This window comes from Ruegeria sp. AB9, assembly GCF_056542585.1.
The window spans coordinates 912,022-937,276 of the sequence record NZ_JBQGAA010000001.1 but is presented as its reverse complement, the minus strand read 5'-3'; the positions used below and the strand labels follow the sequence as shown (position 1 = coordinate 937,276).

The 25,255-nt window shown below is 50.4% G+C and carries 26 protein-coding genes, 1 tRNA gene and 1 pseudogene; 18 read left to right on the top strand and 10 right to left on the bottom strand.

The window, feature by feature from the left end; genetic code table 11:
- Positions 1-33 precede the first annotated feature (33 nt).
- Positions 34-1,542, top strand: coding sequence for a Fic family protein (locus ACR0K5_RS04765; RefSeq protein WP_480628564.1), 1,509 nt, complete (start codon positions 34-36; stop codon positions 1,540-1,542).
- A gap of 38 nt (positions 1,543-1,580) precedes the next feature.
- On the opposite strand, the gene ACR0K5_RS04760 is transcribed toward ACR0K5_RS04765, so the two are convergent.
- Positions 1,581-1,937, bottom strand: coding sequence for an H-NS histone family protein (locus tag ACR0K5_RS04760; RefSeq protein ID WP_480628563.1), 357 nt, complete (start codon positions 1,935-1,937; stop codon positions 1,581-1,583).
- A gap of 198 nt (positions 1,938-2,135) precedes the next feature.
- On the opposite strand from ACR0K5_RS04760, the gene ACR0K5_RS04755 reads away from it, so the two are divergent.
- Entirely contained in the window at positions 2,136-2,315 is a 180-nt protein-coding gene (locus ACR0K5_RS04755; protein WP_480628562.1) for a hypothetical protein, read from the top strand.
- A gap of 36 nt (positions 2,316-2,351) precedes the next feature.
- Here the strand turns inward: ACR0K5_RS04755 and ACR0K5_RS04750 are convergent, their stop codons facing one another.
- The 3 genes from ACR0K5_RS04750 to ACR0K5_RS04740 all read right to left on the bottom strand — a co-directional run bounded on the left by ACR0K5_RS04750 (position 2,352) and on the right by ACR0K5_RS04740 (position 3,989).
- The gene (locus ACR0K5_RS04750; protein ID WP_480628561.1) at positions 2,352-2,870 is read right to left on the bottom strand and encodes a hypothetical protein; all 519 of its coding nucleotides are present in this window, start codon (positions 2,868-2,870) and stop codon (positions 2,352-2,354) included.
- A 115-nt stretch (positions 2,871-2,985) separates the two neighbouring features.
- Positions 2,986-3,246 carry a hypothetical protein gene (locus tag ACR0K5_RS04745; RefSeq protein WP_480628560.1) on the bottom strand — a complete coding sequence of 87 codons (261 nt, stop codon included), beginning with the start codon at positions 3,244-3,246 and terminating at the stop codon, positions 2,986-2,988.
- Positions 3,247-3,278: 32 nt separating this feature from the next.
- Entirely contained in the window at positions 3,279-3,989 is a 711-nt protein-coding gene (locus tag ACR0K5_RS04740) for a DNA methyltransferase (protein ID WP_480628559.1), read from the bottom strand.
- A gap of 560 nt (positions 3,990-4,549) precedes the next feature.
- Between ACR0K5_RS04740 and ACR0K5_RS04735 the strand changes: the two genes are divergently transcribed.
- From ACR0K5_RS04735 to ACR0K5_RS04720, 4 genes are all read left to right on the top strand, one after another.
- Positions 4,550-7,534 (top strand): hypothetical protein, encoded by a 2,985-nt coding sequence (locus tag ACR0K5_RS04735; protein WP_480628558.1) that lies wholly within the window; start codon positions 4,550-4,552, stop codon positions 7,532-7,534.
- Positions 7,524-7,988 (top strand): response regulator, encoded by a 465-nt coding sequence (locus ACR0K5_RS04730; protein WP_480628557.1) that lies wholly within the window; start codon positions 7,524-7,526, stop codon positions 7,986-7,988. The genes ACR0K5_RS04735 and ACR0K5_RS04730 overlap by 11 nt, the downstream gene beginning before the upstream one ends.
- Entirely contained in the window at positions 7,982-9,124 is a 1,143-nt protein-coding gene (locus tag ACR0K5_RS04725) for a phosphorylase family protein (RefSeq protein ID WP_480628556.1), read from the top strand. The genes ACR0K5_RS04730 and ACR0K5_RS04725 overlap by 7 nt, the downstream gene beginning before the upstream one ends.
- A gap of 650 nt (positions 9,125-9,774) precedes the next feature.
- Positions 9,775-10,620, top strand: coding sequence for a hypothetical protein (locus tag ACR0K5_RS04720; protein WP_480628555.1), 846 nt, complete (start codon positions 9,775-9,777; stop codon positions 10,618-10,620).
- A 3-nt stretch (positions 10,621-10,623) separates the two neighbouring features.
- Here the strand turns inward: ACR0K5_RS04720 and ACR0K5_RS04715 are convergent, their stop codons facing one another.
- Complete coding sequence (locus tag ACR0K5_RS04715) at positions 10,624-11,274, bottom strand: hypothetical protein (RefSeq protein WP_480628554.1); 651 nt, start codon at positions 11,272-11,274, stop codon at positions 10,624-10,626.
- A 124-nt stretch (positions 11,275-11,398) separates the two neighbouring features.
- Here ACR0K5_RS04715 and ACR0K5_RS04710 point away from each other — a divergent pair, with 124 nt between their 5' ends.
- Entirely contained in the window at positions 11,399-14,989 is a 3,591-nt protein-coding gene (locus tag ACR0K5_RS04710; protein WP_480628553.1) for a hypothetical protein, read from the top strand.
- Here ACR0K5_RS04710 and ACR0K5_RS04705 read toward each other — a convergent pair.
- The 3 genes from ACR0K5_RS04705 to ACR0K5_RS04695 form a co-directional block, all read right to left on the bottom strand.
- On the bottom strand, positions 14,979-15,329 hold the full coding sequence (locus ACR0K5_RS04705) for a hypothetical protein (RefSeq protein ID WP_480628552.1): 351 nt from the start codon (positions 15,327-15,329) through the stop codon (positions 14,979-14,981). The genes ACR0K5_RS04710 and ACR0K5_RS04705 overlap by 11 nt on opposite strands.
- A gap of 17 nt (positions 15,330-15,346) precedes the next feature.
- Positions 15,347-16,222, bottom strand: a complete 876-nt coding sequence (locus tag ACR0K5_RS04700) for a hypothetical protein (RefSeq protein ID WP_480628551.1) — start codon at positions 16,220-16,222, stop codon at positions 15,347-15,349.
- Positions 16,223-16,647: 425 nt separating this feature from the next.
- On the bottom strand, positions 16,648-17,379 hold the full coding sequence (locus ACR0K5_RS04695; RefSeq protein WP_480628550.1) for a recombinase family protein: 732 nt from the start codon (positions 17,377-17,379) through the stop codon (positions 16,648-16,650).
- 18 nt (positions 17,380-17,397) lie between these two features.
- Here ACR0K5_RS04695 and ACR0K5_RS04690 point away from each other — a divergent pair, with 18 nt between their 5' ends.
- On the top strand, positions 17,398-17,766 hold the full coding sequence (locus ACR0K5_RS04690; protein ID WP_480628549.1) for a hypothetical protein: 369 nt from the start codon (positions 17,398-17,400) through the stop codon (positions 17,764-17,766).
- Positions 17,767-17,846: 80 nt separating this feature from the next.
- On the opposite strand, the gene ACR0K5_RS04685 is transcribed toward ACR0K5_RS04690, so the two are convergent.
- The gene (locus ACR0K5_RS04685) at positions 17,847-18,485 is read right to left on the bottom strand and encodes a hypothetical protein (protein ID WP_480628548.1); all 639 of its coding nucleotides are present in this window, start codon (positions 18,483-18,485) and stop codon (positions 17,847-17,849) included.
- Positions 18,486-18,691: 206 nt separating this feature from the next.
- Here ACR0K5_RS04685 and ACR0K5_RS04680 point away from each other — a divergent pair, with 206 nt between their 5' ends.
- The 9 genes and pseudogenes from ACR0K5_RS04680 to ACR0K5_RS04640 all read left to right on the top strand — a co-directional run.
- Positions 18,692-19,537 (top strand): hypothetical protein, encoded by an 846-nt coding sequence (locus ACR0K5_RS04680; protein WP_480628547.1) that lies wholly within the window; start codon positions 18,692-18,694, stop codon positions 19,535-19,537.
- Positions 19,538-19,634: 97 nt separating this feature from the next.
- Entirely contained in the window at positions 19,635-19,940 is a 306-nt protein-coding gene (locus ACR0K5_RS04675) for a hypothetical protein (protein WP_480628546.1), read from the top strand.
- 24 nt (positions 19,941-19,964) lie between these two features.
- Positions 19,965-20,189 (top strand): hypothetical protein, encoded by a 225-nt coding sequence (locus ACR0K5_RS04670; protein ID WP_480628545.1) that lies wholly within the window; start codon positions 19,965-19,967, stop codon positions 20,187-20,189.
- Between the two features lie 59 nt (positions 20,190-20,248).
- Positions 20,249-21,892, top strand: a complete 1,644-nt coding sequence (locus tag ACR0K5_RS04665) for a type IV secretory system conjugative DNA transfer family protein (protein WP_480628544.1) — start codon at positions 20,249-20,251, stop codon at positions 21,890-21,892.
- Positions 21,893-21,922: 30 nt separating this feature from the next.
- Entirely contained in the window at positions 21,923-22,216 is a 294-nt protein-coding gene (locus tag ACR0K5_RS04660; protein ID WP_480628543.1) for a hypothetical protein, read from the top strand.
- Entirely contained in the window at positions 22,213-22,542 is a 330-nt protein-coding gene (locus tag ACR0K5_RS04655) for a hypothetical protein (protein WP_480628542.1), read from the top strand. The genes ACR0K5_RS04660 and ACR0K5_RS04655 overlap by 4 nt, the downstream gene beginning before the upstream one ends.
- Positions 22,543-22,555: 13 nt before the next feature.
- Positions 22,556-22,789 carry a hypothetical protein gene (locus ACR0K5_RS04650; protein ID WP_480628541.1) on the top strand — a complete coding sequence of 78 codons (234 nt, stop codon included), beginning with the start codon at positions 22,556-22,558 and terminating at the stop codon, positions 22,787-22,789.
- Between the two features lie 278 nt (positions 22,790-23,067).
- Positions 23,068-23,394, top strand: coding sequence for a hypothetical protein (locus ACR0K5_RS04645; protein WP_480628540.1), 327 nt, complete (start codon positions 23,068-23,070; stop codon positions 23,392-23,394).
- Positions 23,384-24,445: pseudogene (locus tag ACR0K5_RS04640) on the top strand (recombinase family protein); the annotation flags it as partial. The gene ACR0K5_RS04645 and the pseudogene ACR0K5_RS04640, both read left to right, overlap by 11 nt.
- A 493-nt stretch (positions 24,446-24,938) precedes the next feature.
- Here the strand turns inward: ACR0K5_RS04640 and ACR0K5_RS04635 are convergent.
- Positions 24,939-25,013: transfer RNA gene (locus tag ACR0K5_RS04635), tRNA-Thr, on the bottom strand.
- An 83-nt stretch (positions 25,014-25,096) separates the two neighbouring features.
- Here ACR0K5_RS04635 and ACR0K5_RS04630 point away from each other — a divergent pair.
- Positions 25,097-25,252 (top strand): hypothetical protein, encoded by a 156-nt coding sequence (locus ACR0K5_RS04630; RefSeq protein WP_480628539.1) that lies wholly within the window; start codon positions 25,097-25,099, stop codon positions 25,250-25,252.
- Positions 25,253-25,255 lie beyond the last annotated feature (3 nt).

Genomic DNA, 25,255 nt, shown 5'->3' with positions numbered 1-25,255 from the left:
GCAGCCAGACCAGATTTTTTTCAAAATGAGCCCGTGCCCGATGACGTTACATTGGCAGGCTGGGCAGCGCTCGTACATCATCTGGGGATCGCTGCGCCTGTCCGTAAACTATCATGCATTTCAGGTAAGCATGTCCGTGGGAACAAGCGGGTCGAGGTGCATTGGGACGTATTTGACAAACGCTATCTGCCTGACGCCACGCTGGAGGGGCATCTGAATTTTGCGCTTCGGCATGAAGATATCGACTTGCTGGTGTTGAAGCGCGTTTTCGATGCTGTTCCTGCGCAGGCCATTGAGGATATCGTTGCAGCCACACCAACGGGCGCGAATGCACGCCGTATATGGTTTTTCTACGAAATTTTGACGGGGAAGACGCTTGAACTGGAAGATGCACCTAAGGTCACAGCCGTCGATGCTCTGGACCCCAAACTGTATTTCACTGGAAAGGTTCGTTTTTCGCAGCGCCACCGTGTCCGGGATAATATGCTGGGTACAGGGGAGCTTTGCCCGATAATTAGGCGCACCGAAAAGCTACAAAAGCTGGTGGACTCCAACTTGGCGCAACAAGCGCAGGATATCATCGGAAAGACCGGAGCGCAGGTCATCGCAAGGGCAGCGAGTTTCATGTTGCTGGCCGATAGCCGGGCGAGTTTCGAAATTGAAGGAGAGCGCCCGCCAATCAATCGGCTTGAGCGTTGGGCGCGCGCCATTTTGGAAGCGGGAAAACGGCCTCTTAACCAGACCGAGATTTACCGACTGCATGGTATTCTCATTGGCAACGATGATCGCTTTACTCCGGTAGGCTACCGCGAAGACGGTGTATTTCTGGGTGAACGGGATCATCACAATGAACCCATGCCGGAGTTCATTGGCGCGCGCGCTCAGGACGTGCCGGAGTTGATGACAGCGCTTAACAACTGCAACAACAGGCTTCGGATATCAGATGCTGACGATGTTGATCCGGTGTTGCAGGCCGCCTGCATCGCTTTCGGCTTCGTTTACATTCACCCGCTTGCTGACGGGAATGGGCGTCTGCATCGTTGCCTTATTCATCATGTGCTGGCTGAGCGCGGTTATACCCCGGCGGGCATGGTCTTCCCCGTATCGACAGTGATGCTCGACCGGATTGATGATTACCGGGATGTCCTGCAAAGTCACTCATCACCACTCATGGATTTTATTGAGTGGCATGCCTTGCCAAATGGCAATGTCGAAGTCACCAACGAAACAGCAGATTTATACCGTTTCTTTGATTGCACGGCAGAAGCGGAATTTCTGTATGAGTGCGTGTTGCGCACCATAGAAAAAGACCTGCCGGGCGAAATCGATTACCTCAAACGTCATGATGAGGCGATGCGCAATATCATGAATGCGGTCGAGATGCCGGATCGCATAGCCGAAAACCTGATCATGTTCATTCGGCAAAATGGCGGCGCTTTGCCTCGCAAACGGCGTAACCGCGATCCATTCGACAAACTGACTGATGCAGAAATCACCCTCATTGAAGAAATCGTAGAAGATGCCTTCGATGAGGGAGAATAATCAGTCTGACGATAACCAAATTGGCTAGTAGCCAGCTCTTAAATCGTCAGATCGTCTATTGATTTTCCGGCCTCCAGCGCCTCTTTCACCCATGCGGGTTTGCGGCCACGCCCGGTCCATGTCTGGGATGGATTGTCAGGGTTGGCGTATTTCGGGGCAGCTTTGCTGGCTGTTTTCTTGCCCTTGCCGCTATGCAGCGCAATCACGTCTTCAAAGGCCACTCCCAATTTATCGGCTACAGCGCGCATTTCTTTCAGCGCCGTTTGCAGCGTTTCTTTTTCCACTTCCACAGCACGTTTTTCGATTTTCGCCGCCAGTTCTTTCAATTCAGCAGCGTTCAGGCCGCTAATGTCTATCGACATTTCATTCCCCTTATCTTTGTCCTGACGCGACAAAGCAGAAAACAGTTTTCAGAGCAAGCTTTCTCCATTCCATCGCCGATTTGATGCATCAAACCGCGTGAGTTTCGCACCTTCCAGCTTTCAATCAAGTTCAACCGCCCACTATCAGCGCCTTCATGAGCCGGGGATGATGCGGGTGACGGGCCGAAAGGCCCTGAAGGTCGGGGCCTCCTTGATCCAAAGGAGGATAACATGAAACTCACCACACGATTTGAAGCGGCAAAACTCAGCGATGATCAACTGCGTAGCCTGCTTCGGGAAACCTTCAATGCATTGGCTGCATCGGATGCCGATAGCGCGGAACGCCGCAATGCCCTGGCAACGCAGGAAACCGTGCAGGCTGAATTGGCGGTGCGGAAGCCAAGTTTCTAACTCAGTGCGTTTGGGAAATTGGCCTGTCGCTTCTTCTCAGCAGTCGCTTCGGTGTGCTTCGGTATAGTCGTCGATTAGTTTGATCTGCTCTTTTATTCCCGGAAGCATACTAGATTTCCAATTGGTGATCATTGTTGCGCGCAAAGTATGATTGGCAAACGTGCCCGCTGCCAATTCCACATGTTCATTTGCGTCATCGAGCCGTGATATCAAGGTAGGCAAAACAACTTTTATGCAAGACAAGCGTTTGGAATCGGAAGTAACAAGTGCTTTTTGTGTTTTTGCTGTTTCCGCAAGAGCGGCTTGTTGTTCATTGGCTACTTCGAGTTTTTTCTTCGCAGCCTGCAAATCCGCTTCTAGTTGTACCACTTGGTTTTGAAGTTTTATGCTATCTTCCGATTTTTCTTCAGCAGCGTCCGAATTAGTTTCCGGGAACCAAACAGCCGATGCGGCACCTAATGTGTAAATACCTGCTCCGATTCCAACCACAAAAAGCCAGTCTTTGATCTTAAGCAGTCGGAACAACTGCGGAAGTGTCAATCTCTCAAGTTCCACAGCTACCTCCGTGGCAATTTTCTGTTTAGCTCCAAACTTGACTACGCTTCGCTCTCGAGTCCACTTTTTTAACGGACGATAGAGCGCCCGCCGTATGGCGGGCGCGATTTTTTTGTCAGAACAATGACAGTTGCGCCCCGTTCCAGCCTGTGCGCCTTGCCTCATGATCCAGCCATGCTGTTACAAAGGATACCACGCCCCCATGCGCTTCAACCGTGCCAACCGGAATGAAATGCGATTTATAGCCCGTTTCGGTGACTGGTAGCGGCACGCGGAGGTTGGTGCGCAATTCGATATGATCCACCATGCCAAATTCCTCCGGCGTGAACGAGATTTCAATATCGATATTGCGCCATGTGATATTGTGAGTTTCCATGCCTATTTCCCCCTTTGATGGGGATCTGCCGCTTACGCGGCAATCCCTGCTGTCTCGGTTGGATTTGAAGCGTTGGAATGGGCTTGTGCGTCCTTGCTGCGATTGTAGCGTTCCACACCAGCAAGGCGGGCTTTGGCTAAACGGCAATATTTTTCCTCAAGTTCAATGCCCAGATAGTGCCGCCCCGCCAGTGCTGCCGATACACAAGTGCTGCCCGACCCTGCGAACGGGTCACATATTAAATCTCCTGGCTTTGAAAATGTGCGCATCAACGGCGTGAGAATATTGACACTCTTTTCTGTCGGGTGCGCTCGGTTGCCGCTGTAGGTCCATTCCTGAACATCAGCCAAGGGTGTGTTGGGACGTTTCGGAAACCCTTTTGCCAACACATAGGCCGATTCATGGTGATAAGCCGTTTGTCCCTTGTTGGACGCATAGGGTTTTGTCCAGACGATGTGACCCGCCACATGAAATCCTGCCGCACTCCATGCGCTTGTAAACTGATCCAGCGCCGTCCAGCCGCAAAAACAAATGCACAGGCTATCAGGTTTCAGAATGCGGAAAATCTCACCAAACGCAGGCAACACCCCGTCTGAATTCGTATCATTGGCAACTTTGCGCCCCGTGCGATCCTTGTAATTCACCAGATAAGGCGGATCGGTAATCACCAGATCAACACATTCACCTTCCAATTTTTTGAGTTCGTTTATCGCATCACCGCAAATAATTTGATCTTTAAACATAGCATCCTCGCTTTCTTGAGATTGAAGGCAGAGACGAACAATCAGCCCCGCGCTTGAACCTCTGCCCAGCGGCGAGCATCCAGATTAAAATGCGCAAGGAGGTAACGACGCGCGTATTGGATGTGAGTTCGTACGCGATGCGCCCCAAAGACCAAATCTGACAACACGGGAGCCGGATTTATCCGGGGAATGGAGCGGGCCGGAGGATTTGGTCTATTGGGTCAGGTGCATCGCATCGATTTAAGCTGGAAGAACAGGTTCCAAGCATGCCAGGGCATGCGGAAACGAAATTGGCGGCATGCCTGCCGCCACAACTCTTCTGCGCAAGGGATGGAAACCGTACTGGCCGAGACTACAGGCTCGGTTCACGGCCCAAAATGTCAATGTAGGATTTTCCTTACAACTCACCTTCAGTGTGGCAACTCAAACGGTAGTAAGGCTTACCTACAACTGCTTGCGGCTGATTGCTGAACAGCGTAGCGTCTGCACCATTCCCAAGCTTTGAACTTGGTGTGGCAATATTTTGGAAGACTGATTTGGCGAGATCAATAGTACCTAAGGTGAAGACCCAACCCTTCAACACTCAATTTTCTCTGGGTTTAGTTCAGAGGTTCACCAAGGCACGTCGAAACGAAATACGGGGGGCCTTGGCTCAATTTCAAAAGACCGGATTAGACAACGAGATTTTGGAGAAAATTCGCAACAACGCCACAGTAGCAGATATGAGCCTAGCGGCAGAAATGCTCGAGGGGCCCAGAGGTCTGCGCGGGCGAAAAATACACGGCCTTTCCCAGAAAGATCTTTGGACAAGCTACACTTTGCCAGATAAATCTCTGGAGCTTGAGCTATCTTTCGCATGCGGGATTTTGAACAGCTGGAGCTCAGATACACTCGATGCTATCGAGACTATTCGACTACTTTCTTTGGTTGCGGTCGTTGATCATGAAGACGCTGCGACCGCGATAAAAGCAGCTGCACTACGTTGGGGGGCCTCAAACTACATTTGTTTTAAGCTGGCTTTTGTCAAAGCCAACGGTGATCCAAAAGAGCCGCAAAGCGTCGTATTGGACGAGATTGATGCTGTTCTGGGTCATGCAGATCATCCGGCCCTACAATACAGCGCTCTGGAAAATTTGATACCGGACATCTCACTATTCTCAGTCGCCCGTAGACATACAAATTCTATGAGGTCAAAAGTTGGTCAGAATTTCCGCAGGAGTCACTACCTAAACAACTTAGTTTCCACGCCGTTTTCCGCGAGCGATGCTGCTGCATTTATCCATAGGGCTGCGGAAACAAGTCTCTTGGATACGGTTCATGGGCTTTGGGTGTTGTTGAATTTGAAACATCGATTTCCTAGCCTAGAAGAAACTGTCAAGTCAGTATTGCAGGACGAATTGTTCCGTACACTTACAGAAGCACAAAAGGATATTGGACAACTCGATGTGCCAGATATCGTAAAAAACGCATCGGATTTGGACAACCGGATGCTCGAAAAATCGCTTGTCCTATATAGAAAAAGTGCAGCATTTCTTGAGTTTCCACGTCTCTGTGAATATCGAAATGACATAGACTGTGTGGTAGGCTTACGTCTGGTCTCGTCGCTCTTACCCAAGATAACAGAGTGGCCGTCAGAAAACTTCAGTAGCATCGATGTTCTGCGCAGAACTGACGAGCATTTTGACTTTGCGCTTCATAACAAGCCCGACGTGAAGTTAGATAACTTTTACCGAACCTTTTTGTTTCTTAGATTTATCCAAAATCCAGTTGAATTATCATTTTTGGATGAAGCGGATTTTAAATATATCTTTAATAACACATCTGATTTGGATGCGTTACTGCAAGAGCATGAGCTTCAGACAATGCATCTAAATGCTTCAGACGAAACAAGAGCGTTGGTTTCTGTTCTTGCTCTCGCGCTGTATCGTGGGCGCTCCTCGGACGCCGATGTTGACTTCGCTTACAGGGACAAACTAGAAAGACTTATTCAAGAAGACTATAATGGAAGCATTCAAGATTTCATTGAATCCTTAATAGTCAGTAGTCCACAAGTTGCGCACTATTTAGTTCTTTCATTAAATGATACAACTCTACAAAAGATGTACAGACTAATAAAGTCTCCATTAGAGGCAAGCCTTGTACGGCGAGATATTTTACTATCGATTGGTGCAGCGCTTAACAGAATCGAGTTTATCATCGAAGCTGAAGCAATAGAAACCCGTAATCAAGTCGCAAAATTGAAGAGGTATTTTGAAACTAGCAGAATGTATGTGGATTCGGTGGCTATGAAAGATTGGTTGGAGGCTAATCCATCTGCATACGTAAGAGAATATAAAGAACTATTGCCAAAGCTAGTTTCCACTTCTGCGACAATCGAAACGCCAGTTGGTAACGATGCCGGGGAAAGTACAAAAATATCTATTAAAGTTTACACCAACACTGCCGCCCAATTGGTACGTCAAATTGCAAGCGAAGCCTTTAAGGAATTCTGCACGAATACGGAATTCGGAATTGAGTCCTATTTGGGTCGTAGAATTAGACATAATACATTGAACGGTGTTATGAGTGACCCAATAGATGGTATTTTGAACAACCCCATGCACGGGCCAGTCACGATAAAAACAAAATTTGGCGCTGCATTGGATGAGTGGCTGAAGTTTTATAAAAACTACATTGAACGAATTAGACGAGAGTTTCTCCAGTTTCGGGATTCTAGTAAGCCAAATGCGTTATTCGATCCTGTTTTGGATCAAACAGACCCATCCACACGGCGCAATATAAATAGCCTTTCGGAGACGTTAAAAGTCACGGGCTCCGATCTGATGCATGATTTGGTCATAACCTTTTGTTGGCAGCAGATTGCCCCTCAGTTGGACTATGCTTCTCGCCAGTTCAAAGTTAAGATGGCCGGAGAGATAAAAGCTGCGTTGGAGAGCGCTACGTTCGGATTTAGGGGGCCACAAGAGCAGAGAGTTCTCGCTGAGCTTCATGAAGCCATAGACTCAGTTTTCACAACGGTTGCCAACTGGTTTCGATTGCCTGAGACAGGCTTTGTGCCAGCTACGATAGAGTCCTTAAGCAACATTATTGATATTGAGTTTGGTAGAGAAGAAAACCCTACCAAAGTCACAGGAAATGCAACGGACACTCGGTACTACGGTATTAGCGTTCACCGACTTTACGACTGCTTAGCGGTGTTAATGCAAAACGCCTTTAAACATGGTGATTTTCATACACCTGTGTCTGTTAATGCAAATTTTGTGGCTTTGGCTAATACCAACCTGCATCGAGTGCAGGTTTCCGTGCTTTCATCAGTTAGCCCGAATGATATCGAAAACTGTCTTGAAAGAATAAAACTGGCCCTTGCAACCACTGAAACAGGTCAAGATATGGTGACGGAAGGGTATACCGGATTGAAGAAGCTAAAATACATCACGAAACTAAACGAGGGTTCTCACACGGTCGAATATACAAATGTAGGCAACGAGATTGAGTTACGTTTTACATTAAAGGTTGAAGTAGATAGCGGGCGAGATGACGACTAAGCGTATACTCTTGGTGGAGGATGAAGCTCACAAGCGAGAAGAGCTGTCTGGCTATTTGAATGAATTTATTCGTTGTGAAAAAACGATTGATGTTGTTGATAGCGTGAGACAGGCAATTCTGACGGTTGAAGAAAATGATTACGACCTGATTTTACTGGACATGGCGCTTCCGACATTCACCGTGCAAGATGATGTTCTTGATGGTGGACTCGATCAGGCCCTTGGGGGCGTGGAAATATTGCGTGTGTTAAAAACATTAAACAAAAAGATGGGAATAATAATCGTTACACAATATCCTGACATTTCCCTTGGAGGAAAAAGGGTGAAGCTAAGAGCTGCGGTATCAGTGTTAAGTAGAAGGTACAACCAAACCATTCTGGGCGCGGTTTTGTACAAATATAAATCCTCGGGAAACCGACATAAAATCAAGAAAATCTTGGACACATTATGGTAAAAATACTCATCTGCGACGATGACCAAAGAAAAACTAATGAGATAGTTGATTTTCTTGAGTCACTGGAGCATTCGAACCTCGATATCTTGATAGCTGACACCATGGCTGATTTCACTAGCAAGTTCGATGAAAATGTCGATATTTGTGTCATTGATGTTCGTATCCCAGCTTACGACGGAGCGGATGCCGATAAAAATGGTCTTGGTGTTCTCCAGCACATTGATCGAACGTCAACCGGCAGAGTGAAGCTTTTGGCTATCAGCGCATATCCTGATGAGTTTGAGGACATACGGCCAAAGTTTGAACGACAGGGTTGCGTCTTGGCCAATTTTGAAGATCGTGACGTGTGGAAAAGCGCGCTGCGCATCTTGCTCTTGCAATCGTCTTCAAAAACAAAGTTTGATTTCCTGATATTCACAGCGCTGCCCAAGGAACGCTCACCCTACCTAGCTTTTCCAGAACTTGAGGGAAAATCTGTTTTAAGTGATGGGCTTACACGCTACGATATTAAAGTCGGTGATAAGCAAGGTTCGGTTATTGAAATGCCGCGTATGGGACTTGTCGATGCATCTATTGTTGCGGCAAAGTGTATTGACAGATTTTCGCCAAAGCTCGTCAGTATGTCAGGTATTTGTGGCGGTTTTAAGGGTCGGGCCAAGCTAGGGCAGCTGCTGATTGCAGAGTCCACTTACGAATACCAGACGGGTAAGTGGTCAACGGATGGGTTTGAAGCAGAACCTTATCAACACGCAATGTCCGAGAATTTGAGAGCAATTGTTCGACACTTAATTGATGACGATAATATTGCGTTCGATCTTGAAGATGGTTGGCGAAAAAAGAGACCACACGAGACAAGTAATCCGAAGCTTTCTGTTTTTACTAGTGGATCTGCAGTGATAGCAGATGCCCAGTATATGTCTCAGGTGGCAAGTTATCATCGAAAAGTTTCAGGTCTCGATATGGAAGTGTTTGGGTTACATCGTGCCGCTCACCTGGCTAGTAATAGACCCGACGTTTTGTGTGCAAAAGTTGTTGTGGATTTGGCAGATGAAAATAAGGGTGACGAGCTTCAACCTTACGGGTGCTTCGTTTCAAGCCGATTCCTGTTAAAGGCAATTGCGCGTTATTTTGAATAAATCTGGCTGCGGGACGATAAGCTTTTAGGAGTGATCCATCTTCGATAAGATGGCGGCATCCAAACCGCGCAGGGTTGGTCAGGATTTCACAAGGGCAGGGACGCCCTTTGATCAATGGGATGGTTCCAAGGTAAGGGCAGCTATGAAGTGCTCCCTTCCTGGTCCCGCTGAAGTGTCTCCATGAAATGGTCATGGGGGTATCGGGGGTAGCTGGAACGCTTCCCTGATTGGCGATCAAACGAGCATCCGTTTGTGCATGGTTTGGTGTTGGTGGAGAGGCACGTCTCCAAATCCGACGACTGATTGAACGGGGATGCGTTCTTCTGGCTCTGAGATGGGTTAATTCCCTGATCCGAGCCAGCCGCCGGAGGGATGCAACGGGAACGCGCAGCGAGTTCCCTTGCCAAGATGGTGGTAGTACCACCAACATCTTGCCTTTCGCGTTATCGACCCAGCCAGCAAGAATCTCGCCTTCTGCGCAATTGGACTGGATCGCGCTCCTCTTTTCTTCGGCTAACAGCAATCGGGTATATGCTGCGCAAGTCTAGGTTAACAAAGAATTAACATCCGTTTGGTAATATAACTGCATGGGTAAGGAAAAGGACACGAGCCAGAACAACTCCGATCTTATGCTGTATCTGCGAGCCGCATTGGCGCGCGCTGGTGATGCCATTAATCCGGCCAGTGAGACACCAAAGAACGACGCAGAGCTATTGGAGGACTTTAAAGCTGCATTACACGAGCATCTGGCTAAGATGGATGATCCGCAGGCAACGCTCGCTGTCACACATTATTTTCAAACACGGCCTGACAACATCAATATGGTCGTCAATTCCCTCAAAAACGGAAGCCCCATTGAAAGCGTAGTCGAAAATGTCGTGAGCATGGCTGAAACCACGTTGGAAGTTGAAAACAGGCAGGATCGGCGATGGGCTCAGGAACAAGCGTATGAAGCAGCCCGCGATTTAGGACTTGAAGAAAGACAGGCCAGATATATCGGCCTTGATGCGGCACGTGCCGGACAAACCCTTCGTAGTGGTGCTTTGGAAACCGGATTGGAAGATAGCCCTCAGGACGCCGAAAGCCTTGGCGTCGTTGTCGCGGCAAAGCGCTATATGGGTGTTGGTCTTCACGAAGAGGTCACAGCATATGAAGTTTATGATGCCATCGTCATGAGTGAAGATGCGTCCGAAGGCATGGTGAAAGAACTGGATGTGATCCGTGCCCTGCAAGCGGTTCAATCCGGGGAGACACCCGTATTTGAGAATGACGTGCACGAAATGGCGGTTCGTCTTCGTCAAGCCATTGATGATGGCATGGACCCCGATACAGAAATCGCGGCGGCGATGGATTTACCAGATACCGCACTTCATAGCCCACTCTCACCGGATCAAGTGGAGAGTATCCGTGAAAAATTGGCGGAGCTTGACGCGCACCGTGAAGACAAGGCCGGGTACAATACCACGGCAGGTTTTGGCGCGGGTCCGGCGCCATAAGCCCTATGGTGTACAATGTGCGATGAAACCTGCATCATGCATAACATGATCTGCGCGAGGTTGACCTTTCGCAAAAACAAGTACAGCCACGCCGCGATCTACATGTTCCAAGCACCCTAGCACGCAGTCTTCATTGAGCCATGGGCGTTTACAATATCCCGATGCCTGGCTGGCCTCCCAGATTACAGCCTCGCCGTCGTCATGAAACACATTCGTAATCTCTAGATAGGCAGGCTCGGGGTCTACTTCGCAAGAATCCAGAATTCGTGCCGCAGCGCCCATTTCAGTTTCAGTATCGAAGCTTAGGAGCGGCCGATAAAGAATTGAGCCGTCTTTTCGAACCTCTCCGCTTTCAGACCGATCATGGGTCGCGCGATCATAAACAAACCGCTCCCCCGCTGAGGCATGATCAATTCGAAAGTAGACCACGCCGCGCTGGACTAAGCCCGACGTGATTTTTGCACAGCTTTGCCTAGTAACGTCGACGACATAGATACCTTCCATCTGCGCATTCATCAAACTGCGCATAAAAACACGCATGTCGCCCGTTGTCGGCGGAGATGTTTCTTGGGCAGGCAAATCCTGAGCAACCAGCAAAAGGAAAACGATAGTCAAAAAGCGCATGATCGTATGATCCTCAAAATATGCACGCATCTTGCCCGCTGATGGGCCAGAGTGTCTACAGCGACAGCGGTCTGCCGTCTTCCATTGGACCGCATGAGACTCTCGACTGTTTACGTATCTTGATGCAGCCGCTAACCTTCGAGCATATTTTTTGTTGTTTGGTTATGTGAGGGTTTTAAGTATGCGGTTTGGCATTTTCCTCCTCGTTGCCTCAATTTCCACTGGTTTTATTGCTTCCAACAGCTTTGCTCAAAGCTGGGAGGAAGTTGAAGTCGCTGGACTGGAAAAACCGACAATTGCATTTCAGCTTGGTGGACGCGACATATTGCGCCTGTCCTGCCAAAATGGCGCACTTCGTGTGTCACTGATAGATCGTTGGGCTACGCCGCGTAGAAATTCTGACGGGTTTGAAGTCAAGCAGATCTTGCTTGAAGTCGGAGGCGTGCCATCGCCTCCTGCCGATCTAAACACCGACATAGAAGGCATGGGGTTCGCAGATTTCACCGATGCTGGGCAATTTTTCCAGAGTGTAAGATCAGCAAAGACGAGCGGCGGATGGCTCTGGATTAAGGAAGCTGGCGGGCATTGGGGCGCAGGGCCAATCAGCCTCCACGATGGCTTGTCTGATCACTTGGCTGCGCTTGAAAATACATGCGGATCAACGGTGACAGCGGAACAATCGCCCGGAGTCTCATCGGAAGTTCCCGGTTCAGAGCGATCATTTGAACAGAGGCATTTGGCGGAAGCCGAGAAGCACATCGTGAAGCTTGACTGTCAGAACCCAGAAAATACACCGTTTTGCACTAACCCAGAACTATCTCCTCTGCTTGAAGAGTTACCAGAAGCGGCGGCAGCTGCTATCGCGCGCATGTCCGATGATCTGGAAATGACCCCTAATTTCTATGGCTACAATTCGGAAACGATCAAGCAGTATTCGGCATGTGGAGCGGATATTCCCTGTCTTGCAGATGTCATGAAAGAGCGTATCGGCGTATGGGATTCCTTGTTTACACCGTTCACATCTGAAGAACTTTTGGCCTTGCCTGCGCCCGGTCCCGGTTACGATTGTGCGACCGCAATCCATCCTGCTCAGAAAGCCATATGCGCTTCTGAGGAACTTTCGCAGCGGCATCGGGAGATGTTGAACCTGATAGACGGCCTCATTCAAAAAACTGAGGGAACCGCCATTGCCGAACGAACCAAACAACAAATTGACAGAAGAAACTTTGCTGGATCGAAATTCCGTACCTATCACGTGAGTCAGGGTATTCGCCCACTGATCCAAGTGTACGACAGTCACTTAGATAGTTTGCGAGGAGATTTTGCCCGCCGTGTCGAAGCCGAGTTGCAACGATTGCATGAGAAGGAAGAACATACACGACTGGCTGAGGAACAACAGCTCCGAGAGGAACAGGAACGACTTGCTGAACAACAAGCCGCAGCCGCAGAAGAGATCCGTATAGCCGATCAAAACACTGCTTGGGAAGCTGAGCAGGAAATCCGTAGGGCTGCGCAGCGTCGTCAACATATGACGGACCAACCACCCAGAACTATCGATGTGAGTGACCAGATAGTCGAAAGTGAAATAGTTTTGCTGTTACCCCCGGCGAACCCCAACACGTTTTCGGGGGCTTCCGGGTTCTTTGAAGAAGATTACAAAACCAAGCTTTTCAATCGCCAAGGTAAGGAAGCGGTACGCCGCCTCAAAGGAAAAGACGTAACCCGCGCGTTGCATAGCGACACCGCTATTGATCCTATTTTAGCACTGTTTGATCCAACGAAATTCAATAGCCAGCAATCCAGAAACGTGTGGATGTCAGAGCTCTACAATCATTGGAGAAGCGGTGATTCAGAGTTGTTTGATCTTGAACTTGACCAAGCCCTTTCCGCTGTTGGTGCGGTTCTCGAATGCACTTATGATCGGTATTTCCATCCAGACATACCCGGCAATAATTCCAACTCCTGGACCACACCAAAGCTATTGTTCTGGGGGGTGGATGTCCCTGAATCACTATCCTCCAGTGCGCTCAAGCAACGGGAAACAACGAATGCCATTCCACATCCTCTGCTGATGGTTGGTCCCAAAGTAGCAAATTGTCCGGCGACACTTGGAAAGGGCATTGAGCTTATTGCAGGGCAGCTTGGTGAAATGCTGGACCCTGCGCTACGGCCTGCTGCTTTGAGCGGCGCAAAGCCGGAAGGGCCAGTCACATCCATGACCGATCCGCGTCAGCAACTCATCCGTGATCTTCTTGGGATGAGTGTCATAGAAACAGCCAGTAACTCTGAAGGCGTACTTGCCGGATACAGAAATCTTGAAATCGACCACATCGCGCCGGATGGCCCGGCATTCGCAGCAGGTTTCCGATCTGGTGATTACTTGTGGCATCTAGGTTGGAATGAATCCACAACCGTTGCGCAACTTGCCGCCGAGCTTGAAAAACGCGAATTCGAAACAGCCATCATTCTAACGCGGATTTATGGTGACGGGATTGATGATGCGGATGCGAGGCTCATCATTTTTGATACAGAGCCGGAAACAGAATTTGGGTATATTCCACGAATTGATGGCACCAAAGAGAAATCCAAACACGGCTTATTCAAATTTGCCGAGGATGAGTATTCAGTTGGCATGTGGTTGCCCAACGGTCAGTGGTGTGCTGAACAAGTCGTCGGCGAGCTTCAATATCCCATTGATCTGTCGCACCAGGGCACGTTTCCGGTTTCAACAGGCGTGCTCCAAGCGCTTGAAACAATGCGCCAAAGCTGTCCCCAACTACGAACCGTACGTTTTGTGTTTCGATCTACGCTAGTTGATGGGCCGATTGAAACCTGGGTTTTCGATATCAGCGGTACCCAGCCGAAACACAGGCGAGAAGGTCTGGACGGCCTACCGCATGCCGATAGTATCAGCAAAGCTCGGAGGATCGCGCAGGAACACGCACCGCTCTGCGATAAACTCACTGCACATCCCGCAGACAGGATGCGCCGCTACGGTTTACAAGGTAGTGAGTTTATCCTTCCTCAAGATTTGGAGCGTGCGATTGACGCCTGCATTAGCGAACTCGAATTGCGCCCGAATGATCCCGTTCTTAGTTTTCAGTTGGCGCGCGCTTTGTATGAAGCTGGACTGGTTGAGGAGGCATTCGGGTACTTTGAGTTTGCGGCGGCGCAAAACCATGCTGGTGCAGCGGATTACCTTGGGCAAATGTACCTGTCTGGAGAAGGTATTGCTCAGGATTACGAGCTATCCGATGCATATTTTGCTCAGGCGGAGGCCGCAGGGTTTAATCCGTTCGCCGAAGATACGGACAAGCCGTTTGATGCCAGCGGAACTGCTTTGCCGATTGAACTAACGTCGGTTTACAAAATGAGCGCGCGCATTAATCCCGATTATCTCGATCAGGGCAGAGCGGTTGATTATGAACGCGGAATCCCGGAGTTTCTATATTTCATGCTGGAAAGCTTCGCCGAATTCTGCTCCGATCCGCGAACCTTGAGCCAATTAAGAACAAGGTTGTCAGAAAATCCAGATGATCCGGCGCTGCGCCACGCCGTACATATTTATGGTACACATCTTCCAACACTTCTGCCGACCCTGAAATCAAAAGTGGGGACGCAGAAAACACTGTTGGATTGGGGGTCTGCTTACGATAGCGCATCGACGCTTGAAGGGCGCTATCCTTGCGAAAGTAAGGAACTGCGACAGTTTGTGATGAATTCGGCGGATTTGATTATGCGTTAATTTTTTTGTAGGAACCATATTCAATCGCATCATGGACACCAATCAGACCGAACATTTTAAGAGCATCAGGAAGAGAAATTTCCCTATCTGCGGATGAGCGTTTTGTTCTATAAAGAGATTTTTGATCAACATCCGTAAAAAGAACTTCTTTAAACTGGCCAATAAAAAACTGTAGCATCTCATTTTGAGGGTCTATTTCTTGCAAATATTGTGAGTGCTGATCTGGATGAAGCATTGATTCATAGTCGTTCAATAGAGAAATGGTTTGCCGCCCTTCATTGCTTGATTTCTCAAGCGTCTGCAAAGCTTCACTCCCTTCATCAAATGCTCGGCTGATCAAGCTAATCAATTCAATATTTAGTATCTTTCTCGAAATGATTTTGCCTCCACTGTATAGCCCAATGACTCCCAAGCTTTTATTGCTGATCGATAGGTGGACTTTCCAACATTTCCGTTGCCATCACCAAATCTCCCGGAGCCGGAGTTAATTACTACGGTTTTGGAGTCTTTGAACCAAACCTCCCCTCCAATTGCAGCTTTGCTGCTGAGATTAGTGTGTTTGTAAGTAGTTTGATTACTTAACTCCTTAACTATATTAACGCCCCTGTTATCAATAGTCCAAATGTATTTTGAGTCACGATCTCCGTAAGTTCCTAATTTTACGTTGGAAAATTTAGTATCCGTAGCTGTCAACAGCCCTTCGGAACGGCCTATTTGTCTAGATTCACTCGGTTTTGGTTTGATCGCAGGGTCACGCAACGGTCCTATTTTTTTAAGATCGAATTTCTGCGTGTCATTCGCTGGTTTTGCGAGCTTACCTGAAACATCATTCGCTTTTTGATTGCCGGGCTTGGGAAGGGCAGCCAGTTTCGACCGAATTGCTGTAGTCTGTTGCCGCGTCAGGATCGCTGTCCTTGCTTCGGTTTCCTGACGCTTACGCGTTGCGTCACTCTGTTGTTGCTGAGTGCGACGGGCCTGTTGCTGGGCGCGCGCCGCTTGCTGCGTGGCACGCTCCGCCCTCTGTTGGTCCCGTTGTGCGCGTAAGAGTTCTCTTTGTTTCAGTAGTTGTTCGCGCTGTGCACGCTGCTGCTGGCTTTGTATGCGTTGACGTTCGCGTTCCAGTCTCTGTTGTTCGCGTTGAATCCGGGCCTGTTCCTGCTGACGGATGCGAGCCTGTGCGGCGTTTCGTTGCGCCTGCAATGCCTGCTGGTTCGCTCGCTGGCTTTGCAACATACGTTGCTGTTGAATGAACGTCTGGTTTTGTGCCGCAACGTAGTCTGGCGGACATATCGCCAGAATAACGAACAGTGAGAAAAAGAACGTAAGGATTCGACTACACGGGAACATCGGGCTATCCACCGAATGAAACTAATCAATGCGCGGAGAATAGCATAAATCTTGCAGATTACGGAGTCGTGTGGATTGTCGCCGTTAAGTGACTAGTAAACTAAACGAAAAACTTTGAGCGTGGTACGTCGTTTCAGGTATTCGCACGCACGACTACAAGTTTGGTAATGCTCTTTGCAGATCATCTTCCCTCATTCAGCCACTGTTCTGTCGTCCAGACTTCAATAGAACGTAAAAATTCCGCGCGGATATTTGGTTTTCGGATGGCGGCGTAGGCCGTTATCAGCCGGAATAGTTCCTCCGGTGTTACGTCATAAGATGATTGGATCATTTTTCTTTCCTTTCGTTGGTTTTGAGTTTGGATATTCCAGTCCCTCCCTGTGTATTGCCCGTTGCAGAGTGATGCGGGAGACGCCCAGAAGATGTGCTACATAGCGGCAGGGGTAGCCGTGCTGCGTGATATCCTCATGGGCAAGACGCGCTGTTTCCGCATTGATGAGGGGTGGCCTGCCGAGGCGCTTTCCGTTTGCCCTTGCAGCAGCGAGACCTTCGCGCGTGCGCCTTGCCAGAATACGCCGTTCGAACCGCGCATAGGCTGCAACCATGGTGTAGAAGAGTTCCCCTTCCTCCGTGGCGGCATTGATGTGCATTTGCGCGATACGAAGCTGGACGCCGCGCTTTTCAAGCAAGTCCGCCGTGACAAGGGCATCAATGGTCGAACGAAATGCCCGGTCCAAATCCCAGATCAGAAACGTATCACCGGGCCTAAGGCTGGCTATGGTGTGTTCAAAGACTGGGCGGCGGCGTGCGCCCGCAGACAGTCGTTCCACATGAAATTCATCGCATAGATCGCGCAGCCCATAGGCTTGACGGTCAATAGATTGTTCCTTGGTTGACACGCGCAAATAAGCGACTGTGCGGGGCTGGTGCATGCAAGCCTGCTCAGAAAGGAACCTTTCTGAACAGTTGATTACCTGTGCTGCATTCGCGGTTTTATTCAAACCAGATTGTCCGAAATCACTGATTTCACCGTATACGCTCAATGTGCCTCCCGTTAAAGTGTGCCTGATCAAAAACCTTCGTTTATGATCAATGCATTAAAGGTATCCGGCAAAGCATTTCTGGTGACTTGTCTGATGAGTCCACAACTTTCTTTGGCGAATGAATTCACCAGTGCCGATGTGCTGGAATGGGAAGAAAGCGCGCAAGTGAGCTTCTTTCAGACATCTATCTCGATGGCACGTATCGTCGCCGTGCAGACTGGTCAGCACGGAGACATTGTACGTTGTCTTAACCATTGGTATCGCGCGCGTGTTCAGGGCGAGCGTCATGAGTACATCCGCGCCAAGCTAGAGGATTTCCCCGGATATCACCCGCAGGGAATTATTATGGCTGTGCTGGAAGAAGCGTGCGGAGATTTTGCACGCTGATGGCGCAAGAAGAAAAGCCGAAGAATCCTATCGGCTATATCAAGCCGGATGAATGACCTCTGCTTTTGACGCTGACATCCTCAAAGTTCTGGCACATCTGGAACTGTTTCTGAAAACACAGGCTGTTCTGAGTCTGGTGCGACGGATGGAGGGATAATTTCCAGTTCCTCAGCTTGTTCTCTTATGTCAGCTTCTTTCTCATCAGCACGTATCTGGAAATCCGCTATTTCGTCCTTCGATGGCGGGTTTTCTTCGTCTTCCATGCGCAGTTGCATGTCACCGATATCAGCCTGACCACTACGGATGTCGTTTTCCAGTTCGGTCAATTCGTTCAGGCGTTCTTGCTGCGCCAGTCTCTCGGCTTCATTTTGTGCAGTGCGCAGGCGCTCCTCGGCTTCTTCTTTGGCGCGCAACACGGTTTCCAGCATGGTGTCCAAGCGTGTTTGTACGTCACGCAGATGTTTTTCTGTCTCCCGGTAAAGCTGGGCATATTCCGGGTCATTCAACATCATGACCTGAAGCGCCGTCATGACGGAGCTATTGCGGGCATCGCGCTTCTGCGTTCCCACTCTGGTTTCCCGTGCATCAGCATTCAGAAAGCGGGAAATGCGCCCGACATCTCGCCCGGCCAACTCATTTTGGAGGTCGTCAAAGTCCTGCGCGTGTTTTGCAAAACGCGCTGCTAACTTGGATGCTCTGTCTTCTCCATCTTCCATCATATTGGATATTATAGGTAATTTTGGTTAAGAAGGTATTAACCTGCTTTAGAAGCTTACTTTGCAACCTCTTGCTACAAATAGATTTTTTACCTCTGATATGGCGGGAGCGTCATGTTGGACGCAGAACGTACCTGCTACTATCGGTTCAGTTGACGGTGCTATCGTTTGGCTGCATTTTGTAGCCCACACAGCACATCAGGACAGACATGCCTAACTCTAAACCAAACAAGATGTCACCAGTTTCAAAAGCTACAGATCAGGCATCATATCTTGGTCTGTCAGACAAAGACTATGACGGGGCTGCAAGGCTCGTCAAAATTGAAGAGCTTCTCAAGGCATTGGAACTGAACCCAGAAGAAGCCTCCAAGTTCATGAGAACCTCAGTCCGCAGCACGCAGAAAGCGATCAAGCTGTATGCGTCGAGTGATATCAATTTGGACAGCATTGATATGGAGTATTTCTCCGTTGGTGTTTTGCAGAAATTAGAGGTGTTCTGTCTGCTCAAAACCGATGCGCGAGCGAAGATTTTCAGTGTTTTGCTTGAAACTGAAAAAGATCGTGTGGAGAATATAATTAACGAGTTAACCAATTCTTATTTTGTTCAAGTCAATAATGAACATGTGGTTAAAGAAGAAGACAATATTCGGTACGAAGGTGACAAACTGAAATGGCAGCATCTTCGAGCAAGTGGTCAGGACACGCCGCGTTGGTCGGAAGAGAAACGCTCGAATGCGCGGTTTCAGATGCGCATCAGCGAGCAGCTTCGTTCGCGCATGGATGAAGCTGCAAAGGACCAAGGGCTTGATCGGTCGGCCTGGTTTGCGAAAGAGGCGCAGGTATTCTTGAACTTGTTTCCGGGGCAAGCTGCGGATGACTACCCTGATTACCGGACCAAAGGTGTGGTAAACCTTAGAATTCCAAACGATCTCGACAAACAGATCGAAGATATCTCTGAGGCGCTTGGCATCAAGAAAGCTGACTGGGCAAGGCGTTTGATTTTCCACGCCTTGGCGCACCGAGCTTCCGATTTGACACCTCGTTTCACGCTTTAGAAAGAGTTTTTTCCTTTCCGCCCCTTGACCTGCCTACGTGGGCTACAAATATGCATCACTACGATACAGCGAGAAACCGCGCAAGGGAGCGGGAACCATGTTTGGTAACTATCATAAGAACAGTGCGGCACCGGGTGCACGCGGTCCTGGCCACGATCTTAAAGGCGGATTTTCAACGACGGTGGCGTTCATGCTTGCACTGATCTTCGCGCCGATTGTGAGCAGCCACACCCTGCCGTTCGTCCTCGAGATCGCGCGCAAGTCTTACGCCGAAGAAATCGTGGCAATCTTTGAAGTCGTATGGATGATCTGCTGTTTTCCATTCGTCTTTTTTGCTGCGCGCGAAGGTGTTGCCTACGCACTCACAGCAGCAGGCGTCTATCTCGCCTATCGCCTCATCTAACCCAACCAGAAAAGGAGATACGATTTGGCACATCTATCGGACACTCAGGAAATCCCCGGACGCAAGACAATCCGCAACACCATGATCGTGATTGGAGTTTTGTCAGCCTTGCTGGCCTACGGGTTTGTCCAAAACGGCAACGGCAAGGGCTTCCTGATATGTGCAGGCCTTGCCGCCGCATCGATCTTCATCGCCACCAAAATCAAAACCGAACGCAAACTTGTCGTCAAAGGCGGCGTTTACCGCTGATCCGAAGGGCGGCCCCGGTCGGGGCCGTTTTCTCCCCTGCCACGATTCAAGGAAACGCAATGAACCACTATCATGATAATCCACATGGTTCAGCACGCTATGCCGATCCGCTGGAGATACGCCGCGCGTTCCGCAAAAAAGGTGGTTTGCCGATTGGCTTTTATCGTGGCCGTCAGCTGACGCATTCCGGTCAGGCGGGTGCTTTGCTGATTGGCGGTGCGGGCTGCGGGAAGTTTACCACCATGTTGTCCCACATCATGAGCGCAGAGAGACGTAAAGGTGAGCCACCGCGTTATCTGATCCTTGATCCGAAAGGCGAGGTGGCAGCGGTGATGGGGCCGGGCCTCGCCCATCAAAACGCCCATGTTTATTACATCAACCCCTATGGTCTGCACGGCCTGCCAAGCCATTCACTTTCGCTGCTCAGCCATCTGAAACCCAGTTCTAACACCCTCGTTGCCGATGCTCGCCAAACGTCGCGCACCTTGCTGCCGGAAAGTGGCGGCGGTGATGCGCGGTTCTTTGAACAGAAAGCCCAGAACTGGGTTGACCCGCTGCTGCGGGGGTTGGTTCACACCGATGGCAGCGTTTCTCCGCAAAGCCTCTTCGAACTGGCCGGCATGATACGCGCCGCGCCGGAAGCCTGGGCCGAGATGGCCGACGCTATGGCCGCGCGCGGCGAACCCGACCTTAACGTGACTTATTTGGAAATGGTCGAAATGGCGGAGAACAGCCGCAAGACTTATGATTCCGTGCTGAGCGAGATCGCCAATGCGCTCGCTTTTTTGAGCGACCCGAAATTGCAGAATGGCTTCGTCAGCGATGCGGGTGCGGATTTCACACTGGATGTGTTGACCGAAGATAGCGACCGCGCGGTTTTTGTCTTTGTGATGATGCCTGCCGAATTGATTGCACAGAGTGCGCCAATCATCCGCCAGTGCTTTTCGACCATACGCGCTTTGAAACAGCGCAAGCCGCAGGCCCCCACGATCAATCTGGTGATTGATGAGGCGGCGCAGCTTGGCCGCTTTTCAGAGATTGCAGAGTTTTATGCCATTGGCCGGGGCTTTGGTCTCAGCCCGCTTTGTGTCTATCAAGACATTGGTCAGATCAAACGCAATCTGGGTGAAACGGGTGCGATGACGCTTTCGGCCAGTGCGGATGTCGAGATTTACCTCGGCGGCGGCATATCGGATTTGAAGACAGCGGAACATCTCAGCCGCAAGCTGGGCCAGCAGACTATAGCACTGGATGATGCGTTGACACAGGCCCGCGCGATGCGTGCCAAGCGTGAGATGTTGCATGGCGCTTTGTTTGACGGTCAGGACCCGCTCAAATCCGCCATGGCCCTGAAAGCCCTGCGGTATGAGGTGCAGCACACACGCAAACAGGCACGGCCTCTGATGACACCGGATGAGGTGCTGATGATGCCGCGCGACAAGGCGTTGGTACTGGCCTCCGGCTATGGGCTGCGCCCGTTTTTCGCCGACAAGGTGCCGTATTACACGCTGCGCCGATATGCAGGCCGCTATTTCCCCAACCCTTATTTTGACCGGGACATGGAAAAAGTGCGCGTCAGAACCTTCTGGGGCAATCGCACCCGCCGCGTGATCCGCGAGGTCATACCTGCGCGCTACCGTGACTTTCCACAATACCGAAGCGGCGAATGGTCCTTCATCGAAGGCTATCGTCCAGGCACCTGAAACCCACGCTCAGCCGAAAAGGAGAACGTCATGAGCGATTCACGAAAACAGCCCGTCGAAACCCTGCGCGATGGCAATCTGAAAGCCTCCATCTGGGAGAACAAACGCGATGAGAATGTGATGCACAGCGTGCAATTCCGCCGCACCTATCGGGATCAGGAAGGCGAGTTCCGCGACACGGACAGTTTTTCCGGCAACGACTTGCTGCGCCTGTCGCGGCTTGCAGGTCAGTCCTATGACGCGCTGACACGGCTTCGTGCGGAACGCCGGAAGGATGCTCCGTCCCGCGATAATTGCGAGCGTGATCAGGATCGAAGCCGATGAAAAGCATCCGGGATCAGTTTAAGGCGATTGCCGCCCGGTTCGCGCAGATGCGCCGCGATGGGAAGGCTGCTCCGCAGGAACTGTACGAGAAACGGATCAAAACCCGCGAGATGCTGGACTGGATGGAACGGCGCAGCCCCGATGCACCCGCACAGGAATACACGCCGGGTGATGCCGCGTCCCGGGAACAGGCCGAGCGGGAAAATCTAAGACTGGCCAGACGTATGCGCTGGCGGTTTCATCACCGATCCCAAAAGGGACGTGAAGATTTTCGCACCGCCCATGATTTCAGGCAGCGAGCGGGCGATCCCGAACGCGGCAGATAAAGGAGAAGGCAGGATGAAATTTGATGAGAACAAACCCCTATCGAACATCTCCGTATCTTTGCCGCCATTTTCGGCCTTGCAACTCTCTGCTCTGGCGCAGCACTCCGGTCGTTCCCTTGAGGAAGCCGCCGTGGCCGCCATTCACATGGCCTTTCTTCAGCATCTTGAGGAGCGGCGCGTGTGGGCGATGCAGGTCCTGAACCTGTATCTGGGCGAGCCTGAACTTGATGATGACCTGCCGTTTTAGTCAGTTCCAGCCAAGGGCCGATGGTGGTTTTTCCGCGCACAGCAAGACCGTAACGCCTCACGAAATTTGCACGATGTAACCCATGGATGATATTATAAAAATAGATACCAATCTGCGGATGTATTCCGCACAGGAATTGATTTGGTTTGCCACCCCATTCTGGTGGCGGAGCATCTGGCACAGAGCCGTGCGCTCCGAAAATTCACAACACCTAAGAACACCAACGCAGTGGGCTATCGCGCCCGCCGCCGCAAACGAGATTTGCGAAAGGAACAACCATGTACGGTACAGGCAAAGATTTTGATCTGAGCAGAAAATTCAACGACGCAGAAAGCTCGCGCCCCACGAAGTCGGTTGAATTCGACCTCACAGCATATGTCGACATGCTGTCGGAGGTGGACGGCGGCTATGAAGAAAAACTGCAAATCCTCCAAGAACTGGCAAAGATTGCAATCGGCTTTGTGGATATGGGCTTCGAGGTCCAGTTTCCTCAAGAAAACTGTGGAAAAAAGGACGAACCGGGAGGTGCAGACTCTGCCCAGGAGTCCACGAATATTGTAAACTCGGACCATACCAGCAAAGGAGGATTTACGCATGAATGCTGAGCAGAATATGGCCGCCAGCGCTGAGGCGGGCGCTGTGCAATCGGCCTTGATTTACTGCCGTGTCAGTTCCGCCAAACAGCGCATTGATGGCGGTGGTCTGGAAAGTCAGGAACAACGCTGTCGCGCCTTTGCTGCCGAGAAGGGTTTGCATGTCGAAGCCGTTTTTCCCGATGACGTATCCGGTGGCGGCGATTTTATGCAACGCCCCGGCATGCGGGCGATGCTGGCCTATCTCGATGCGCAGCCCGACCGGAGCTACACCGTCATTTTCGACGACCTCAAACGTTTCGCTCGTGATACGGAATTTCATCTGAAACTGCGCCGGGAATTTGCCGAGCGTGGCGCGCGCATTGAATGCTTGAATTTCAAAATTGAAGATACGCCCGAAGGCAAATTTATTGAAACCATCATAGCCGCTCAGGGGCAGCTTGAACGCGAACAGAACCGCCGTCAGGTTGTCCAGAAAATGAAGGCGCGTGTGGAGAACGGATTTTGGGTTTTCCGCGCACCTGTCGGCTACAGATACACTGCCGCTAAAGGCGGTGGTGGGAAGGTGCTTGTTCCTGATGAAAAACTCGCACCTGTCGTGCGTGAAGCGCTGAATGGCTACGCCATTGGCAGGTTTGCCTCACAGGCTGAAGTTCAGCGGTTTCTGGAAAAAGACCCGTTCTTCCCAAAAGACCTAAAAGACGGCAGGTTGCGCCCGATGACGGTCAACCGCCTTTTGAAAAAGCCTGTTTATGCCGGGTATGTCGAAGCGCCGAAATGGAGCGTTTCCTTGCGCAAAGGCCAGCATGAAGGTTTGATCAGCTTTGAAACCTTTCAGCGTATTCAGGATAACCTGCAAAACAAGAAACGCGCACCCAAACGCAAAGACCTTAGTGAGGACTTTCCCCTACGTGGTTTCGTCCTGTGTGGCGATTGCGGCAACGCAATGACAGCGGCGTGGTCGACCGGATGTCGAAACCGCTACGCCTATTATCGTTGCATGACACGCGGCTGTCCGTCGAAGGATGACTCCATTCCGCGCGCAGAGTTGGAGGATGGTTTTGCGGAAGTTTTGAAATCTCTGGTCCCAACGAAACAGCTATTCGATGTGGCGCGGGCAATGATCAAGGATGCGTGGAACGTGCGGCTGGCAAAGGCGCAAGAACAGAAGGTCGAGTGGGCACGACAAATCAAACAGGTCGAGAAGCAGATCGAAGAGTTTCTGGATCGGGTAGTCGAGGCGAGTTCTCGCAGTGCAGTTAAGGCCTATGAGTCGCGTATCGAAAAACTGGAACGGCAGAAGATTGTTCTAGCGGAAAAAGCCGAAAAAACAGTGCCGCCAAAGGGGCAGCTGGAGAATTGTATGGAACTCGCTATGCGGTTCCTGTCAAACCCCTATGAAATATACGAAAAAGGTAGTTTGGCGGTACGCAGATCAGTGCTTCGGCTAGCCTTTGCTGAGCCAATTCGGTACAGCCGTGAGGAAGGGTATGGAACTATCAATTCTGCCTTTCCTTTCAGGGTGTTAAAGGAAATCACAGATTCGAAAAGCGAGATGGTGCTGCTGGAGAGAATTGAACTCTCGACCTCTCCCTTACCAAGGGAGTGCTCTACCTCTGAGCTACAGCAGCGCTGTGGGCGGGTGATTAGACTCAAACGAAACGCGGCGCAAGGGTGTCTGGACGGTTTTTTTCGCCTCCTGTAGAGAAAGATCATGACGGATAAAAATTCACCCAAAAAACAAGGCAAATCCGGGGATGCGCGCGAAGAGCGGCTGAAGGCGGCGCTGAAGGCCAATATGGCGCGGCGCAAGGCGCAGGCCAAGGCGCGGGCGGTCTCCGGAGACAATGCCGACAAGGACGAGGGATAAGAG

Excerpts from the sequence above, each read along its gene's own strand:
- ACR0K5_RS04755 (WP_480628562.1), top strand. The coding sequence starts at position 2,136 with ATGAAACTCACCACACGATTTGAAGCGGCAAAACTCAGCGATGATCAA.
- ACR0K5_RS04745 (WP_480628560.1), bottom strand. The coding sequence starts at position 3,246 with ATGGAAACTCACAATATCACATGGCGCAATATCGATATTGAAATCTCG.
- ACR0K5_RS04740 (WP_480628559.1), bottom strand. The coding sequence starts at position 3,989 with ATGTTTAAAGATCAAATTATTTGCGGTGATGCGATAAACGAACTCAAA.
- ACR0K5_RS04730 (WP_480628557.1), top strand. The coding sequence starts at position 7,524 with ATGACGACTAAGCGTATACTCTTGGTGGAGGATGAAGCTCACAAGCGA.
- ACR0K5_RS04725 (WP_480628556.1), top strand. The coding sequence starts at position 7,982 with ATGGTAAAAATACTCATCTGCGACGATGACCAAAGAAAAACTAATGAG.
- ACR0K5_RS04715 (WP_480628554.1), bottom strand. The coding sequence starts at position 11,274 with ATGCGTGCATATTTTGAGGATCATACGATCATGCGCTTTTTGACTATC.
- ACR0K5_RS04700 (WP_480628551.1), bottom strand. The coding sequence starts at position 16,222 with ATGTTGCAAAGCCAGCGAGCGAACCAGCAGGCATTGCAGGCGCAACGA.
- ACR0K5_RS04685 (WP_480628548.1), bottom strand. The coding sequence starts at position 18,485 with ATGATGGAAGATGGAGAAGACAGAGCATCCAAGTTAGCAGCGCGTTTT.
- ACR0K5_RS04680 (WP_480628547.1), top strand. The coding sequence starts at position 18,692 with ATGCCTAACTCTAAACCAAACAAGATGTCACCAGTTTCAAAAGCTACA.
- ACR0K5_RS04675 (WP_480628546.1), top strand. The coding sequence starts at position 19,635 with ATGTTTGGTAACTATCATAAGAACAGTGCGGCACCGGGTGCACGCGGT.
- ACR0K5_RS04665 (WP_480628544.1), top strand. The coding sequence starts at position 20,249 with ATGAACCACTATCATGATAATCCACATGGTTCAGCACGCTATGCCGAT.
- ACR0K5_RS04660 (WP_480628543.1), top strand. The coding sequence starts at position 21,923 with ATGAGCGATTCACGAAAACAGCCCGTCGAAACCCTGCGCGATGGCAAT.
- ACR0K5_RS04655 (WP_480628542.1), top strand. The coding sequence starts at position 22,213 with ATGAAAAGCATCCGGGATCAGTTTAAGGCGATTGCCGCCCGGTTCGCG.
- ACR0K5_RS04650 (WP_480628541.1), top strand. The coding sequence starts at position 22,556 with ATGAAATTTGATGAGAACAAACCCCTATCGAACATCTCCGTATCTTTG.
- ACR0K5_RS04645 (WP_480628540.1), top strand. The coding sequence starts at position 23,068 with ATGTACGGTACAGGCAAAGATTTTGATCTGAGCAGAAAATTCAACGAC.
- ACR0K5_RS04630 (WP_480628539.1), top strand. The coding sequence starts at position 25,097 with ATGACGGATAAAAATTCACCCAAAAAACAAGGCAAATCCGGGGATGCG.